General features: G+C 27.2%; 13 protein-coding genes. 4 read left to right on the forward strand and 9 right to left on the reverse strand.

The features are described from left to right. Window positions 1–63: 63 nt before the first annotated feature. The 5 genes from gap to BCF89_RS07945 form a co-directional block, all read right to left on the reverse strand. The gene (gene gap, locus BCF89_RS01630) at window positions 64–1,065 is read right to left on the reverse strand and encodes a type I glyceraldehyde-3-phosphate dehydrogenase (protein WP_111518410.1); all 1,002 of its coding nucleotides are present in this window, start codon (window positions 1,063–1,065) and stop codon (window positions 64–66) included. Window positions 1,066–1,144: 79 nt separating this feature from the next. Then, on the reverse strand, window positions 1,145–1,954 hold the full coding sequence (locus tag BCF89_RS01635) for an HAD family hydrolase (protein WP_111518412.1): 810 nt from the start codon (window positions 1,952–1,954) through the stop codon (window positions 1,145–1,147). Between the two features lie 8 nt (window positions 1,955–1,962). Further along, window positions 1,963–2,268: a thioredoxin family protein gene (locus tag BCF89_RS01640; protein ID WP_111518414.1), complete on the reverse strand. Its 306-nt coding sequence runs from the start codon at window positions 2,266–2,268 to the stop codon at window positions 1,963–1,965. A gap of 20 nt (window positions 2,269–2,288) precedes the next feature. Next, the gene (proS, locus tag BCF89_RS07940; RefSeq protein WP_111518416.1) at window positions 2,289–3,722 is read right to left on the reverse strand and encodes a proline--tRNA ligase; all 1,434 of its coding nucleotides are present in this window, start codon (window positions 3,720–3,722) and stop codon (window positions 2,289–2,291) included. Between the two features lie 85 nt (window positions 3,723–3,807). Then, entirely contained in the window at window positions 3,808–4,992 is a 1,185-nt protein-coding gene (locus tag BCF89_RS07945; RefSeq protein WP_111518418.1) for a phosphopentomutase, read from the reverse strand. Between the two features lie 324 nt (window positions 4,993–5,316). Here BCF89_RS07945 and BCF89_RS01655 point away from each other — a divergent pair, with 324 nt between their 5' ends. After that, on the forward strand, window positions 5,317–6,180 hold the full coding sequence (locus BCF89_RS01655; protein ID WP_111518420.1) for a leucine-rich repeat domain-containing protein: 864 nt from the start codon (window positions 5,317–5,319) through the stop codon (window positions 6,178–6,180). 123 nt (window positions 6,181–6,303) lie between these two features. Here the strand turns inward: BCF89_RS01655 and pyk are convergent, their stop codons facing one another. Then, window positions 6,304–7,725: a pyruvate kinase gene (gene pyk / locus BCF89_RS01660; protein WP_111518422.1), complete on the reverse strand. Its 1,422-nt coding sequence runs from the start codon at window positions 7,723–7,725 to the stop codon at window positions 6,304–6,306. 155 nt (window positions 7,726–7,880) lie between these two features. Here pyk and BCF89_RS01665 point away from each other — a divergent pair, with 155 nt between their 5' ends. Beyond that, a complete protein-coding gene (locus BCF89_RS01665) occupies window positions 7,881–9,347 on the forward strand; it encodes a DUF1846 domain-containing protein (RefSeq protein ID WP_277870043.1) in 1,467 nt (488 codons plus the stop codon). Between the two features lie 74 nt (window positions 9,348–9,421). Here the strand turns inward: BCF89_RS01665 and BCF89_RS07950 are convergent, their stop codons facing one another. The 3 genes from BCF89_RS07950 to BCF89_RS01680 all read right to left on the reverse strand — a co-directional run bounded on the left by BCF89_RS07950 (window position 9,422) and on the right by BCF89_RS01680 (window position 13,704). Further along, window positions 9,422–11,692 (reverse strand): MAG6410 family transglutaminase-related lipoprotein, encoded by a 2,271-nt coding sequence (locus BCF89_RS07950; protein ID WP_111518426.1) that lies wholly within the window; start codon window positions 11,690–11,692, stop codon window positions 9,422–9,424. Between the two features lie 209 nt (window positions 11,693–11,901). Continuing rightward, window positions 11,902–12,813 (reverse strand): primosome protein, encoded by a 912-nt coding sequence (locus BCF89_RS07955; RefSeq protein WP_111518428.1) that lies wholly within the window; start codon window positions 12,811–12,813, stop codon window positions 11,902–11,904. A gap of 15 nt (window positions 12,814–12,828) precedes the next feature. Further along, the gene (locus BCF89_RS01680) at window positions 12,829–13,704 is read right to left on the reverse strand and encodes a DnaD domain protein (RefSeq protein WP_111518430.1); all 876 of its coding nucleotides are present in this window, start codon (window positions 13,702–13,704) and stop codon (window positions 12,829–12,831) included. Window positions 13,705–14,130: 426 nt separating this feature from the next. Here BCF89_RS01680 and dnaE point away from each other — a divergent pair, with 426 nt between their 5' ends. Beyond that, on the forward strand, window positions 14,131–17,115 hold the full coding sequence (dnaE, locus tag BCF89_RS07960; RefSeq protein WP_111518432.1) for a DNA polymerase III subunit alpha: 2,985 nt from the start codon (window positions 14,131–14,133) through the stop codon (window positions 17,113–17,115). Then, a complete protein-coding gene (locus BCF89_RS01690) occupies window positions 17,115–18,005 on the forward strand; it encodes a 5'-3' exonuclease (RefSeq protein WP_111518434.1) in 891 nt (296 codons plus the stop codon). The genes dnaE and BCF89_RS01690 overlap by 1 nt, the downstream gene beginning before the upstream one ends. The last annotated feature ends 5 nt before the right edge of the window (window positions 18,006–18,010 follow it).

Here is an 18,010-nt window from a genome sequence, read left to right on the forward strand (position 1 = left end):
TTAAAAATAAAAAAAGAAAAAATTAGCCTAACTAACTTGGGCTAATTTTTTATAAGCGATTCTTTATTTTAAATTTGCAAGGTGTTTTAGAGTTCTAATGTATTGATTTACAAATGATGACTCATTGTCGTATCATGCATACACTTTGTATAACTTCTTACCATCTACTTCTAGAGCTTGGGTTAATTGTGAATCAAAGATTGCTCCTGCTGTAGAACCAATAACATCACTAGATACAATAGGATCTTCAGTGTATTTTAATGAATCTGAGGCTGCATTTTTCATTGCTTGATTTATTTCTTGAACTGTAACATCTTTTTTAAGTTCAATTGTTAAATCAATGATTGAACCAGTGATTGTTGGAACTCTTAAAGCAATACCATTCATTTTTCCTTTTAATGTTGGAATAACTTTTCCAATTGACTTAGCTGCTCCAGTAGTTGTAGGAATCATATTTGATGCTGCTGCTCTTGCTCTTCTTAAATCTGAGTGAGGTGCATCTTGTAATCTTTGGTCAGCAGTATATGAGTGTACGGTGGTCATGTATCCTTTTGCCACACCAAATTCTTTTTCTAATACATTTAATACCGGTGCTAAGCAATTAGTTGTACATGATGCTCCAGACACAATAACATCATCTTTTGTTAAAGAATCCTCATTAACTGAGTAAACAACTGTTTTGACTTCAGAACTCTTTGATGGGGCAGTGATTAAAACCTTTTTAGCTCCAGCATCAATGTGTAGTTGCGCTAATTCGGTAGTTAAAAATCTACCAGTTCCCTCAACAACAATATCAACACCTAATTCACTTCATGGTAGTTGTTTTGGATCTTTTTCACTGAAAATTAGGTATTCTTTGCCGCTGACAACTATTGCCTTGTCGTTGCTACTAATTTCATAGTCAAATGTTCCATGTGCTGTGTCGTATTTTAATAAATGTGCTAAAGTTTTAGCATCTGTTAAATCATTAATTGCAACAACTTCTAAATCTTTGTCATTAATTAATTCTCTAAAAACTAGACGTCCAATTCTTCCAAAGCCATTAATAGCTATTTTTGTTTTCATTGTTCTCCTTTTTTACTCCATATTAAATTAAATCGATGATTTAAGTTAATATCTACATAAAAAATTATATTCCAATTAACTAATTCGAATTTTCAATTTTTTTAATGGCATTATACACACCTGAATTTTTGTATGACCCAGCAACTCATGCTGCTTGACTTTTAACATTTCGTAAAGCATTTTTCATCGCAACAAAGGCACCAACATAAGGGATTGAAGAGGTATCATTTCCTGAATCACCAAAATGAATAGTTTCTTTTGGATTTACATCTAGTAATTTTGAGACGAATTCAATAGCTTTTCCTTTGCTTGCATTGATATCATTAATTTCAATTGCAAATCCTTTTGAAACTATAAAAATTGAAATATTTTTGAATTCACTCTCTAGTTCTTCTTTTAATTTTTTAATTCCTTTTTTAGTGGTACCAAAGACAATTATTTTTGTGCAATCAGTAATTGTTTCCAAATCATCATAATTCTTTTGTGTCATGCTTCTAACTCATGGTCTAATTAATTTTAGTCTAGCTTTATTACCATAAATTGTGTTTCCACTATTTAAAATGAAAAATAGATTCTTTTGTTTAATTAAATCAAGAATTTCAATTACTGTGTCTTTATTTATTTCATGTTTTGCAATAATTTCACCATTTGAATCAACAATGATGCCACCGTTTTGGCAAATCACATATTTAGAGTTTGCTTTTTTAGCTAAGTCTAAGACGAAATCAGATGCATAACGACCAGTGGCAATAATAAAAGGAGTACCACTAGTATTTTTTCCTTTTAATATTTGCAGATTTTTTTCACTAATCTTTTCTTTTGTTTTTGGTAAATCTAATAAAGTACCATCTAAGTCTGTGAAATAGGCTTTTGGTTTGAAATTAATCATAATTTACTTTATTTTTTAATAAATTGTTTCTTTAATTCTTCAACTGGTAAATAGCCTCTAGTAGAATTTACTAATTTACCATCGTCATAATAGAATAATGAAGGAATTACACTAACTCCCATTTCACGTGCAAATTCAACATTTTGATCAACATCAAAATCAAAAACATTAATGTCTTCATTTTCTGTTGCAAGACGTTGCAATTCTGGACCAATCATTTGACATGGACCACATCATGTAGCTCTAAATGCAACGATTGACTTACCATTTAAATGTTCATTATTTAATTCTTCTCTTAATAATTTTTTATACATATTTAACTCCTTAAATTAGATTAATAAGATTTTGCAAAAATTACAATTTTATCAGTTTTTTTATTTGAGTAGAAGCAATTATCGCTTTGTATTTTTATGTCTAAATTGAATGGCATACAGCGTGACGTTGCGCCAGTATCTTTCTTAATTTCATCCTCAAGAATTGAATCACCGCAGAATTTAGTAATTGCTCAATAACCTGAATTAATTATTTGTTTGAATTCATCATAGTTATAAGCAATTTTGATGCTATTAATTAATCTTAGTTTTGCTTGATTAAATAAATTATTTTGGATATCATCTAGTAACTTTTTAGTCATTTGCAATACATTAGAGATTGGAACTTGGTGTTTTTCAAGTGTATCCCTTCTAACGAAGGTTACAACGTCATTATCTAAATCTCTAGGTCCAATTTCAATCCGTAATGGTGTACCATGAATTTCGGAATTAGCTGCTTTAAAACCTGCGTTTTTATTGCTTTTATCAATCTCATTAGATATAAATTCATTATCTAAAAGCATTGATATTTGAGATGCAACTTCTGAAACTCTACTATCTTTGGCAGCGAACAATTCAATAATATCTACTTTTGTTGGAGCAATCTTTGGAGGAATGATGATGCCGCGGTCATCCCCATGAGTCATTATTAGAGCCCCAAGCAATCTAGTTGAAACTCCTCATGATGTTCCATAAGGATTTTCAAGTTTATTCTCTTTGTTTTTAAATGTAATATTAAAAGCTTTTGTAAAATTTTGACCTAAATAATGACTTGTACCAGTTTGCAATGCTTTTTTATCTTTCATCATTGCTTCAATTGTGTATGTGTATGTTGCGCCAGCAAATTTTTCGTGTTCGGTTTTTTGACCTTTAACAACCGGAATAGCTAAATATTCCTCAACAAATGATGTGTAAATATCTAGCATTTTTTTTGTTAATGTTTCTGCTTCTTCTTGCGTTGAATGAATTGTGTGACCTTCTTGTCATAGAAATTCACGTGTTCTTAAGAATGGATTAGTTGTCTTTTCTCATCTCAAAACATTTACTCATTGATTATAAATAAGTGGAAGATCATTATAAGATTCAATCTCATTTTTAAAGAAATCACCAAATAACACTTCACTTGTTGGTCTAATAAAGAATTTTTCAGTTAATTTCTTGCCTCCAACTTCAGTGACTGTTGCTAATTCAGGATTGAAACCATCAATATGATTTTTTTCTTTATTTAGTAGACTCTCGGGAATTAAAAGAGGCAGATTAACATTTTTGACGCCAATTCTTTTAAATTCTTTGTCTAAAATTAAACGAATATTGTCTCAAATTCCAAATGATAAAGGTTTAAAAATAATTGACCCTTTTGAAGAACCATAGGCCATTAAATCACCATTTTGAATTACATCTGTATATCATTTGGCAAAATTTTCTTCTTGTGTTGTAATTTTTTCCAATTTCTTCATAACTAATAATTTTATAGATTTTATTGATTTTTAACTTAAATTAAAACAGGCCATTTTACCTGTTTTAATTTAATAATAAATTAAACTATATTAATTGATCAAAAATATCGTCTCCAGTTTCAATTAGTGGAACACCAAAGTTTTTAGCAACAATGTTACCTGCAGTTCCTAAGCCCTTTAGAGTTCCAAGAATTTTTGGATTCTTAAATGATTTAGAAAATACTGTCAATGGCAATGCTTCTCTTGTGTGATCTGGACCGAATGTTGGATCGTTACCGTGATCCGATGTCATGATTAGTAAGTCGTCTTCCTTCATTGCATTAATTAACTTAGCTAATTTAATGTCTAATCTCGAAACATTTTGACTATATCCAACTGGATCTTCACGATGGCCATAGTGGCTATCAAATTGAACTAGATTTACAAAAATAAATTGATTTTTTGAATCTGATGTGGCAATATCAATTGCAACATCCATGTTTTCATCATCAGAAGCTGGTCCATAATTTTTATCCACACCAACGCCAGTAAAAATGTCATTGATTTTTCCAACAGCAATAACTTCAATTCCTGCTTTTTGTAAGTCTTCCATGATAATGTGACCAGTAGGTCTATTTGCAAAATCATGTCTATTAAATGTTCTTGTGAATTTTCCATTTTCATAAACAAATGGTCTTGAAATAACTCTAGCAACATTTCATTCAGGTTTTGATGAACAAATTTCTCTTGCTTTTTTTGCATATGCATTCAATTTTTCAACACCCAATGTCTTTTCATCACCAATGATTTGCAATGTTGAATCTGGGGAAGTATAGATAATCATATCCCCAGTTTCCATATGTTGATGTCCAAGTTCAGCTAAAATAACTGTTCCTGATGCGTTTCTATTTCCAATGATTTTTCTTCCATCTCATGCTTTTGATAGCTCAGCAACTAAGTCATCTGGAAATCCTTTTTCTGTGAATTGAGGGTTAGGAGTTTTTGTATAAATACCCATCATTTCTCAATGTCCAGTTAATGTATCTTTTCCATTTGACATTTCATGAATTGTGCCAACATATGCTAAAGGTTTTTTAACTCTTTGGTTGTGTCCTGCAATCTTTGCAATTTCAGTAATTCCTAGTGATTTTCAAGTTGGAATTTCTAAAGGTAAAGCTTCTGAAGCATGTAATAAACTATTAGCTCCCTTGTCTCCGAATTCTTCTTGTCTTGGTTCAGGTCCGATACCCAATCCATCTGTTACAATAAAAAATATACGTTTGAATCTCATAATCTCTCCATTAATTACATTAATTATTATATTACTATAAATTGCTTTTAGAAAAAGTAAGCATTTATTGATTTTTCAACTTAATTTATTGAGTTTTTTTAATTAAAAAAGCCATGTTTTTTATTCAAAAATTCAGTTTTTTATCTATTTTAGTTGAAACAAAAACAAAAAAATATTTTTCAAATAAGAAAGGCATTTATTCTTAATGTTTATAAGGAAAAAAATAAAATTCATTCTGAAATAAAAAATATATTATTCATTAGATTACTAAATTAGTGCTTAGATATTTTTTTAGTTTCAAATATGATAAAATAAGTAACAATTATGAAATCAACAAAAAAAATATTATTATCAATTGCATCAGTGTCACCAATTATAGCTTCAGCTTTTGTAGTTTCTTGTGGTAAGGGAGAAAAGGCTAACGATTTTGCGAAAACTTATGTTTTAGGAAATAATGGGATTGCAAATTACAATAAAGATACAAAAACTTTAGATTTAAGTAGAGCTACAAATCTAAAAGTTATTCCACAAGCTTCATTTTCTGATAAAGCATTAAAAATTTTATTTACACACACATCAACTAATTTTTCAAATCCACAATTTAGATTACCTGAAGGAATTTTTGACCCAACTACAGGAGCTATTAATATTGAAAAGATTATTTTACCAAGTAGTATTACAACAATTGAATCAGGTGCATTTGAAGGACTTGGTCTTAAAGAAGTTAAGTTTGATCAAACATCTAGTAATTTAACATCTATCCAGGATAATGCATTTTTAAATAATAATTTGACTTCTTTAGAGTTGCCTGAATCAATAGTTAATATTGGCAATGGCGCATTTATGAATAATAATATTAAATCTATTAACCTTGATAAGTTAAAGAATTTTAAAAAATTAAAAACTGCAGTTTTTGCCAATAATGAATTAAGTACTATTGATCTAAGTAATATTGTTGAAATCGAAGAGTCTGCCTTAGCAATGAATAAATTTAAAAGCATTACCCTACCTAATAATTTAAAACATGGCAATGTCTCAGAAAAATTATTTTTCTATATTCAAAAAGATGCAAAAAATGAAAATGAAAAAGTTAGTTTAGATATCAAAGATAATCTTTTAAAAGACTATCTAAAGAAGAAATTAAATGAAAATAAAGATAATAATCTAAATTATCAAATTACTAACTAAGAGATGTAATCTTTTTATTCTTCAATCAGTAAAAAAATATTTAAAAAGTATTGATTTTACTAAAAAAATAGTATAAAAAAACTCCTAATTCAAGAGTGGGAATTTGGAGTTTTTTTATTCAAATTAGAATTCATGTATTGTTATATTTAGACTATCAACAACGATGAATTTGTCACCCTTTCTTGCACCATAAGCACCTAGAATTTGACGTCCTGCTTCATGGTCATGTTTGATTAATCCTCTAATTGCTTCAGAGTGTTTTTCACAAAATACACCAGCGGTTACGCCATAACTTCAAACCAGTTTATCATCACTTACAATACCAATAATATAAGCATTTGGACGATATTTAGCAATCTCTTTTAGTAGTTTTCCACTGTGACTTAAAACTATTGCATATTTATATTCACCAGTTTGTAAGATAGAAGCAACTTCATATGAAATAAGCATTCTTGAATCTTGATCGTTAGCAACTTTTTGAATTTGTTTTTCATAGAATAATTCAGTGAAGTATTCCTTCTCAGCTCTTTTTACAATTTGAGACATAACTTTAACTGCTTGCACAGGGTATTTACCACTTGCAGATTCACCAGAAAGCATTGTAGCGTCAGCACCTAACTCAACTGCATAATAAACATCAGTTACTTCAGCTCTTGTTGGCATTGGTGAGTTTTCCATTGAGTCCAACATTTGTGTTGCTACAATGACCTCTTTACCTTGCATTCTTGCCGAACGAATAATTTTCTTTTCATAATATGGAACATCATAAAAAGGAATTTCTAAACCTAAATCACCACGTGCAATCATGATTCCATCTGATGCGCGAATAATTTCTTCTATATTATCTATGGCTGTTTGAGATTCAATTTTAGAAATAATTTGAATATGTTTTCCATTATTTTCATCAAGAATTTTTCTTATTTCTTTGACTTGATTTGCATTATTAACAAAAGATGCTGCAATATAATCAACCTTATATTTTGCACCTCAAATAATGTCATCAATATCCTTTTTGCTTAAGAAAGGAAGGGAAAAATCAACACCAGGAATATTAACTCTTTTGTTTGTCTTTAAAAGATGTGAATTTAAGGTTTCAACAATAATTTCAGCATCTTTTACTTCTTTAACAAAAGTTACTAACTTTCCATCATCCAATAAAACTCGATTGCCTTCTTTTACATCTAAGTCCATCCGATATGAAACAGTTATTTGGTTTTCATTACCAATTAAATTTTCATATGATTCCTTATCAGTTCTTATTGATAGTAATTGTTTAGCTGGAATTAAACAGCTTCCATCTTTTATTTTTCCAACTCTAATTTCAGGACCTTTTGTATCCAACATTAAGGAAATTGGTCGATCTAGTTCACTTGATATTTGTCTTGCAATATCAAACTTGTGTTTGTGTTCTTCTCCATTGCCATGTGAAAAGTTGGCTCTAATCGTTGTTACGCCAGCTTCAATCAACTCTTTCATTGTTTGATAATTATCGCTTGAAGGTCCAATTGTTGCCACAATTTTCGTTCTTTGCTCATTAAATTTCATTGTTTTTTGCCTTTCAACATAGTTTTTTTAGATTATATAAAAATTTTACAATAAATTAAAATCGTCTTTTTTATTAAGAAAAATAAAGGGATTGCTTTTATTAAAATTTGATTGTAATTTAAATATAATTTAAAAATATAAATTTCAAGTAGTAAATGGTGGATAGAATGTTAAAAGGTTTTGATAATGAAAAATACATAAATTTACAATCGGAAGCAATTCGAAATCGAATTAATAAATTTGGATGTAAATTGTATATTGAATTTGGTGGAAAACTATTTAATGATTTTCATGCCACAAGAGTTCTGCCAGGATTTCAACACAATACCAAATTCAATATGCTTTTAAAACTAAAAGATGACCTTGAAATGATTATTGTGATCTCAAGTTTAGATATTAAAAATAAAAAAGTTAGATCTGATATAAATTTAACTTATGAGGAAGATGTTTTTAGATTGATAAGTAAATTTAAAAAACATAAACTAGATATCAATAGTGTAATTATTACGCAATTTGAGAATTCAGATGAGATTAATTCTTTTATTAATAAATTAAATAAGAAAAAAATTAAAGTAGTTAGACAATATAAGATTAAAAATTATCCAAATGACATTGACTTAATTGTTTCAGATGAAGGTTTTGGTAAAAATGAATATACTAAAATTAAAAAGAAATTAGCAATTGTTACTGCCCCTGGACCAGGATCCGGAAAATTAAGTGCAATACTTTCCCAACTATATCATGATTATAAAAATAATGTTAAATCTAGTTATGCCAAATTTGAAACGTTTCCAATCTGAAATTTAGATGTTAAACATCCTGTTAATTTAGCATATGAAGCAGCTACTGTTGATTTAAATGATTTAAACATGTTAGATCATTATCACTATAAGGCATATAGAACCAAAGCAACAAATTACAATCGTGACCTTGAAGCCTTTCCAATTCTTAATAAAATCTTAAGTTCAATTTATCAGAATTCAATGTATAAATCTCCTACAGATATGGGAGTTAATATGGCTGGTTTTTGTATTACTAATGATGAAGTAGTATCAATAGCTTCAAAAAAGGAAATTATTCGTAGATACTATCAAACCAATATTAATTACCAATTAGATAAATGTCCAAAAATTCATGTGACAAGATTAGCAAAGATAATTAAACAAAATGATATTGATCTCAATCTTATTAAGTCAATAAAAGTGGCTAATGAATTTAGTGCTACAAATAATATTATCTGTTCAGCAATCGAAATTGATGAAAACAATGTTTTAATTGGTAAAGAATCAAATCTTTTAAATTCCAATAGTGCAGCAATTTTGAATGCATTGAAATACTTTGCAAAGATTGATAGAAGTATTGACGTACTTGAACCTTCAGTCATTGAATTAGTTCAAAATCTCAAGCAATCATTACACTATAACCAACTAAGTTTAGATTTGAAGGAAACTTTATTTGCTCTATCTGTTAGTGCCAATAATTCTGAAATCGCAAAGAAAGCATATTTACAACTTAAGAATCTCTCAGGTTTATTTTTACATCGTACTTCTATATCAAGTGATTCAGATCGAGAAATACTTAAAAACATTGATATTCAATTGACAGAAGAAACAATCTTATAGTTCAAAATAATAAAAAGCAGATGACAAATAGTTTCAATCTGCTTTTTATTATTTTGTTATAAGGGATTATTTTGTTATTGTATTTCTAACTCAGAAGTTTGAGAAGCAAGAGTTGTGCCAAATGCTTTTCTTCTGATTAAATAAGTACCTTTTTTAGGATTAGACATCACTGAATTTGCAATTGGTTTTCAATCTTTTTCATCCTTAAGCCTATATTCCATTGAATCATCTAGACCAATAATTAGATTATTGTAAATCAATTTAACTTGATTATCTACATCTTGTGCTTTTTCAAGATTAATTGTTTGAACTTCAGAATCAACTTTGTATGTATCTTTATAACGAATCGAAATAGTTCCTAAGGTTGCGTTATTAATTAGAAAATTATCATTAGTTATATCAAACCATTCATTATTATTTTTCTTATATTGCATACCACTTGACACATTTTTAAGGACAACTTGATTTGATGATATTGCTTGAAGAGTGGCATTTGGTTTGCTATGTTTTTCAATCTTAAATTTTAATTTACTATCTGATTTGATATTAAATTTGTAACCCATTTTCTTTATAGATTTTAGAGTTATTTCAAGATCACCGAATTTCTTAAAATGATCAAGAAATAGTATGTATCCATCATCAATCTTTTTAACTTCTTTTATCATTGCGTTTTCAATGTTGAAGTTACCAACTTTTAAATCAGTGATTTGTTCTTTATTATTGAATTTAACCTTAATTGCGAATGAATTTTCAGTTTTATATTTTTCAAGATAAATATCTGCATCAATAACAGGAATTTCTTTATTTTTGTTTATAAACTCATATTCAATTTTCTTAGTAACACCATTTTCAAGAATTTTTGGTCTTTCAGAAATTTCCAATCCTTTTTCTTCAAAAGCTTTGATAACGCCAGAAAATGAACTAGCAACTAAGGTTAAATGAGTAGGTATCTTATTTAATTCTCCTAACTTATTATCAATTAGAGCTAAAACTTCATCTTTTGTGTGAACAAAGTCATTAATTTTATAGTTTCTTAAGCGACTTCCCTCTTTACCTATACTACGATTGAATTTATCTTTTTTATCAAAGTCTTCATTACTATTCATAAAAAACTTAAATTCAGTTTCTGTCATTGGTTTTTCTCCAACTCTATTTTCCAAACGGTCAGAAGTAGGGTCGACATGATATCATTCACCATCAACCTCAATTAGATTTCAAACGTGTCTTGCAGCATTTTCACGACTACTTTGTCCTTCGATTAAACGACATTGTATTCCTAATTCATCCATAAGCATTTTGAAACCTTTAGCATAACCAGTACATACTGTATGCTTCTCGACTAATGCTGAATATGCAGTTTGATTAAGTAGAACATTTTGAAGTTCACGATTATGGTCGTATTTAACATTCTTTGTAATTCATTTATAAGTTTCAGTAATTTTTTCTAGGATTGGAAGGTTGTGTCAATCCTTAACAATCTTTTTAGCTTCTTCTCTAGCTTTCTTTTCTTCATTAAATTTCTTAGTATTCTCAACTGACATAACATCAACAATAGTTGAATATAAATGTCCCTTGTAATAGGCTCAAACTTCTGTTGCACCAGAATCATAACTGTCATGTTGCTTTCCAGTTATACTTCCGTCAGCATCTAATTTAAGTTTAGTATTGCTATTGTCTTCACCACCTTTGATAACGGCAGTTTCTGGATATCTTAATCTTTGATATCAACTAACACCATCGACTACTTCAGTCTGAGTAGTTGTATCTACTAATGAAAGTTTGCCTTTTTGTTCATTGCCAATTACTGAATTTTCATTTTTAATTTTATATCTTGGATGTGAGTAAAAGTTTTTTGGAAGAAAATCATTTAAGATCATTTTTCTAATTGAATCTTCTGATTGATTAATTTCTTTAAATTCTTTACTTGAATTATCAATATAATTTCTATCATTATCTAGGAAACTATAAGTTGAATTTGTTATTTTAAGATTGGTTTCAATTTCATTATTGATTTTATAATGATCAAAATTAGGTTCTACTGATTGGTTTGAATTAGAGTCTGAATTAGAGTTTGAATTTGGCAATGATTGATTGGAATTTGAATCTTTTTCAGGATTAATGAAATTATTTGAAGGTTCTATAATTTTGTTATTTTGAGGATGATTGGGTTTAATACTTGGAGTAATACTTGGTTTGTTTGTGTGATCGATATTTGCATCATAGTTATCATTATGATTATCTATCTTAATGTATGATTCGTTATTGTTACTACAACTAATTGCTATTGTTCCAATTGCTACAATATTAAGTGATCCAAGTATGCTAAGTATATTTTTCTTTTTCATAAATATAAATCTCCAAAAGTAATAAAAGAAATATTCTATATTATTACTAATTAAAATTTTAAATTTTTAAATTTATTTAATTAAATTTGAATACAAAAAGTTAGTAATTTAGAATCATTAATTTCTATTTATAGAAAAAGTATTAGAAAAAATAATTAAAAAACAAACCTTTGTAGGAATGTAAAATTAACATAGAATATTTATCGTATTTAGTTAATAGTAATCTTTTCAAATAACTCAGAAATTGTTTGTTTGAACAATTCCTCTAGATCATTTGTTTGATCATATTTTGAGTAATAATAATTGCTTAGAAGCTTAGTTTTTGGTGAAACAATATCTCTTGATGATGAAATTAGTGTAGGAAGATTTTTTGTATTTCTAGTCGTGAAAATATTTATTAGACTATCTAAATATCATTGAGGTTTGATACCTAAAGTTAGATTATTAATAATTAAAACATCAACACGATTGAGATGTCATATGATTGATTTTTTTTCATCAATATTTGAAGAAATATAACTGTACAAGTCATTAGAATTAATAAATGCGACAGTTTTATTAAATAAAAGTGCACTTAGTGATGCTATGTATTTCAATATATTGGATGCATACTTATTTTTATTATCAAATAATCAAAGATTAGCTTCAAAAATTCCTTTTGAGGCAATATTCTTAAACAATGTTTTTATTCTTCCAGACTCTTTTGTATTTATTAGATTATCCAAGAAATTTTGTAGGGATGACTTAAGGGGAGTAAAAACGCGATTGCTTTTGTTCTCAATAAAGTAACTTTCAATGATTGGATCCAATTCTGTAACTGAAGTTAGTCAGAAATTTTCTAATTTCTTTGATTTTTCAAAAATCGGATTTTTTGAATGATCTTCATCTAAAAATCCATACATATTTACATACAATTCATAATGTGGTTTGTGATTGTGTTCAATAATAAAATCATGATATCTTTGAAGGATGCCCATACCTTTTTTTATTTGTTGTTCATTCAAATTAAGACGTTGAATCTCTTTTTTAATGTATTCATCTGATAGAACTTCTTCACGCAATTTATTTATATCTAATTCATCGTTGGATGAAAAAATGGATTCTAGTATTTTTTTATCCATATATTTTTCCTCCCATTAATCATCTCAAGCCAATCCATCACTTAAATCATTTTGCATAGCATTATTGTCTTTAGATTTCATTGATGAGTGAACCAAGTTTCTATTTTTAAATAAACTAGCTTGATTCAATTCATTGTCAATCATATCTGCTTCAAAAAGATTTCTTTTAGCAAAATCATTCGCAATCTTTTCAATATAGTTGCATACAATTGAATTATTTATAGCGATCGAATATTTTATAATGGAATTAATAGCAGAGTCGCTAAAATTCATTAGTTTAATTTTCTTAAGCATCAATATTTGCGAAGGACTTAATTCTCTTTTAGTGTAGTAGTGAATATATTCTTCAGCACTTAAACTATTCATAAGTTGATAGTCATTTTTTAATTTAAAATCTAATTTTATATCCTGTGTATATAGCAGTTTTTTTGTATCAAATATATCAAAAAAACTTTTTGAAATATTATTTAACTTATTTTCATCAAATGTGTAATTTGCATTTTTTTGAATAATTTTATAATAATTTTCTTGACCTATTTTTTCTTGTAGAATACTTGAAATTAATATGTTGTTTGAGATTTCATTTGCATTAAGAGGTCTTATTAATCTAAAAAGAATATCACCATTTATATCTTGAAAAGTTTTTATAAGACCTATAGCCTCAAGCTCATTTTTCGTTTTTTGAAGTTCTGAAAAATCTAAGATCAAGAAATTCATCGTTGAAACTAAATCGTATTTTTTTTCTTTATTAATATTATATAAGTCATATAAGTGATGATAAAATGCAATTCCATTATTCCCGATTATTGGAGTATAAAATGTTCTAAGGTTAACTAAATCTTTTGAACTAATGGTTCCTGCATTATCGATCCAAAATTTATAGTTTTGCATGTAACATATACCTCCCTTATCTTAATGTTTAATCTGAAATTTGATTTTCGAATTGCATTTATTTATGCTTCGTAAAATAATTTTATGAGACTAAAAATACAATAAGTCTCATTTTTTATCAATTTCGAATTTATAAGGTATAAATGTCTCTATTATAGACAAAAACTATTTGCTTTTTTCATCTTAAATTAAGATGTTTTTATTTCTAAAAATGGTTTTTTGACACATATTTATTAACAAAAAAATAATTATTTAAGCTGTTTTTAAAAATAGATTAATAATTTTAAAAATCTCATTTCAATTTGAGTTGAAAACATTAAATTATCTTGTAGATAATGATTAGAAATTATTAATTTTTGAAGTTTTAAATTTTTTTAGATAGTCTCAATTAAAAAACTTAATTGACCTTTTGATTATAATTAAACTATGAAATTATTAAATCTCCATTTAAATACAACATACTCATTTTTACAAAGTACAATAACTGTTGATGAAGCCATTTCTAAGGCTTTGGAAAATAATGTTGAATATTTAGTGTTTAGCGAAAAAAATCACTTTTTTAGTTTGGGAGAAGCCAATTTAAAATGTATTAAAAATAATCTAAAACCTATTTTTGGACTTGATGTTTTTTTGCAAGTAAATAATAAAGAATTTCGATATAACTTATTTGCAAAAAATAAAGAAGCTTTTTATAACTTGAAACTTATTTCCTATTTATTACTAAGCGGTAGAAAATTTTCAGTAGATGAAATATTAGAAAATTACTTGGATATTATTCTAGTCGAAAATCCGCATTTAAGTTACTTCAAGGAAACAAAAATAGAAATAGAAAATAAAAATTATTATATTGGAATTGAGTTTGACGAGTTAGATAGCTATTTAGATTCAATTGATCAAAATAAAAACATTTTAATTTTTAATAACTTCAATATTTTAAGTTTAGATGATTACTCAATTATTGAATTACTTAACAAGATGTCTAATAGAAATAGTGATTTAAATTTAGGCAATTCATTCAATTTTCAATTTGATTCATCATTAGAAATAATTAATAGATTGTTCTTAAGAACAAACGAATTTATAAAAAGTTTATATTTTCCATTGGAAAAAAAAGAATATTTATTGCCTAAATTTGAGAATGATAAAAATCTTCAGTCCGATGAGTATTTAAAGTTTTTAGTATTTAAAAAAATAAGAGAATCAGTGCAGTTAACTTCGCTATTTCAACAAGACATTTATGCTACAAGATTAGAGAAAGAACTAAACATAATAGCAAAAATGAATTTCTCAGATTATTTTTTAATTGTTCAAGATTGAGTGAATTGAGCAAAAAATAATGATATTGCAATCGGACCAGGAAGAGGTTCTGCTGCTGGTTCATTAGTTTGCTTTGTTCTAGGAATAACTGAAATTGATCCAATCAAGTACAATTTGATTTTTGAGCGTTTTTTAAATACAAAAAGAATTTCAACGCCTGATATTGATATTGATGTTCAAGATGATAAAAGGTATCAAGTTATCAATTATTTAATTAGTAAATATGGATATGATAGAGTTAATAATATTGTTACTTTTTCTACCTTAGGAAAGAAATCTGCAATTAGAGATGTCTTAAGAGCGTATGGTACAGTGCCATCTAAGATTAATAGTATTTCAAAACTCATATCTTCAAATGATGATGATTTAAATGAAGAATATGAAAAGAATACTTTTCTTAAAAAGGAACTTGAACAATTGAATAGCAATGACTCTGAATTTGCAAGTAAAGTCATTAGTCAAACTTCAAGAATTTCAGGTTTTTATCGTCAGATTGGAACTCATGCAGCTGGAATTATCATTTCTTCAACTCCAATCATTGAATCAATCCCAATATCAAAAAACGTTGATAACTTCTTGCAAACGCAAATTAGTTTGGAATATCTTGAATATTTTGGACTTATCAAAATGGATATTCTAGGTCTTAAAACACTGACAACAATTAAAGAAATTGAGAGTCTTATTAATTCTAAATATCCTAACAATAAGATTGATTGAGAAAAAATAAATTATTATGATAAAAAGACTTTTGAGTTGCTATCAAGCGGAAGCACATTAGGCGTATTTCAAGTTGAAAGTCCAGTAATGATAAAAGGTCTTAAAGAAATTCAAATTGATAATTTTAATGATATTGCAGCAGTTATTTCACTAAATAGACCTGGACCAATTGCATATGTATCTAATTATGCGAAACGTAAAAAAGGAATTGAAATCATTCCTTCAATTTCAATTGAATATGACAAAATTGTTAATGCTACATATGGAATAATAATTTATCAAGAGCAAATTATGCAAATAGCTCAAAAAATATCTAATATGCCATTTGAAGAAGCGGATCTTTTGAGAAAGATAATTTCCAAAAAACAAGCTAATGAAATGGTTCGAATAAAAAATGAATTCATAAATAAAGCCATTCAAAATGGATATGATAGCAAAGTTGCAAATGATATCTTTAATAACATTGAAAAATTTGCAGACTATGGATTTAATAAATCACATGCAATTGCATATTCGACATTAACATTTAAAATGGCCTATTTAAAGGCTAACTATCCACTTGAATTTTATGCTTCATGTATAACATCAGCAAATGGAGCTCAGGCTACTATTGCTAAGTATGTGAATGAAGCAAAAAATATGGGAATTGAATTTATAAGTCCAAATATCAATAAATCGACTGATATAGCAAGGATTGAAGACAATAAGATTGTTCTTCCATTGGGTCTAATAAAAGGTATTGGGCCAGAAATGGTTAAATTAATTGTTGAAAATAGATTTGAAGTTAAGGGATATAAAAATTTTGTTCACTGCCTTCTAAGTCTTTCAAAAATTAAATCACTAGGTAGAGCAACGCTCGAACTTTTGATTAAATCAGGCACTTTTAGGGACTTTAATTTAAGTCAACAAACAATGATTAATGAACTAGATTCTAAGTCAGATTTGAATATATTTATAAGAGAAAATATCACAGAAACAAATGAAAAAATTCTTAATAAAGTAATTAATTATCAATTAATTGATAATAATGAAGACGATGAAGTTTTATTACAAACTAATGAAATTGAATTGTTAGGACAATCCTATAATTATTTTGCGACATCAAAATATGAAATAGAAGGCAATAGATTAATTAACACAAGATCAAATAATGAATATATTTTAATTGCTCAATGTGTTGATGTTGTTGAAAGAATTAATAAGTATAGAACAAAGCAACAAATCTTATATTTTCAGGATTCTAGTTATAAGGTTGTCTCAATTCAATTCAAATACAATGAGGAACTAAAAAAACTTAAAAATAAAATTGTAAAGATTAAATTTATAAGAAGAAAAGAAAATTGAATTGATTTAATTGATTTTAAGGTTATTAAATAATGAATAATAAATTGTTAATTATAGATGGAACTTATTTGGCATATAGATCGTACTTTGCACTAAATAAGTCCAATGTGCTTTTGGTTAATGAAAGTGGGTTTTCAACAAACGAAGTTGTACTATTCTTTAAAACACTATTCAATTTAATTAATGAATATCATCCAACACATTTATTTATTGCTTTTGATGCAAAAGAAAAGACTTTTAGACACCAAATGTATGATTTATATAAGGCAAATCGAAGTAAAATGGAACCTAGTTTCTATTTGCAATTAGATTTGATTAAAGAAATTCTTAGTGCTCTTAAAATAAGAAATATTGAGAAGAGCGGATATGAAGCAGATGATATTATTGCAAAGGTATGCAATATGTATACCTCTACAAGCAAATTAATATTCTCAGCCGATCAAGACTTAAATCAATTGATTGATGAAAAAACATCAATTATTAAAAAAAATAAAGACTCATACTTCATATTGAATAATTTGAATTTCAAAGATTCATATTTCATTGAACCCAGTCAGGTTATTGATTACAAAGCAATTATTGGAGATAGTAGTGATAATTTTATGGGTATTAAAGGAATTGGCCCAAAAACAGCATCAAAACTTCTAAGTGAATATCAAAATCTTGATAATATCTATGCAAATCTAGATAAGATTAAAGATTCATGAGCTTCAAAATTTATTGAATATAAAGAATATGCATTTAGAAATAAAATCATAGCCAAATTAGTAACTGATTTTGATTTAGAGAATATCAATGAGGACACTCTTGCTTTAGGAAATATTGAACTTTCAGACAAAGCAATCAACTTGATTGATGAATATGGTCTTAATTCAATAAAAATTAATGTAACAAAATTATTAAAAAATTCGGCAATTAAGTAAGCCGA

This window comes from Metamycoplasma auris (assembly GCF_003253435.1).
Classification (GTDB): Bacteria; Bacillota_I; Bacilli_A; order Mycoplasmatales; family Metamycoplasmataceae; genus Metamycoplasma; species Metamycoplasma auris.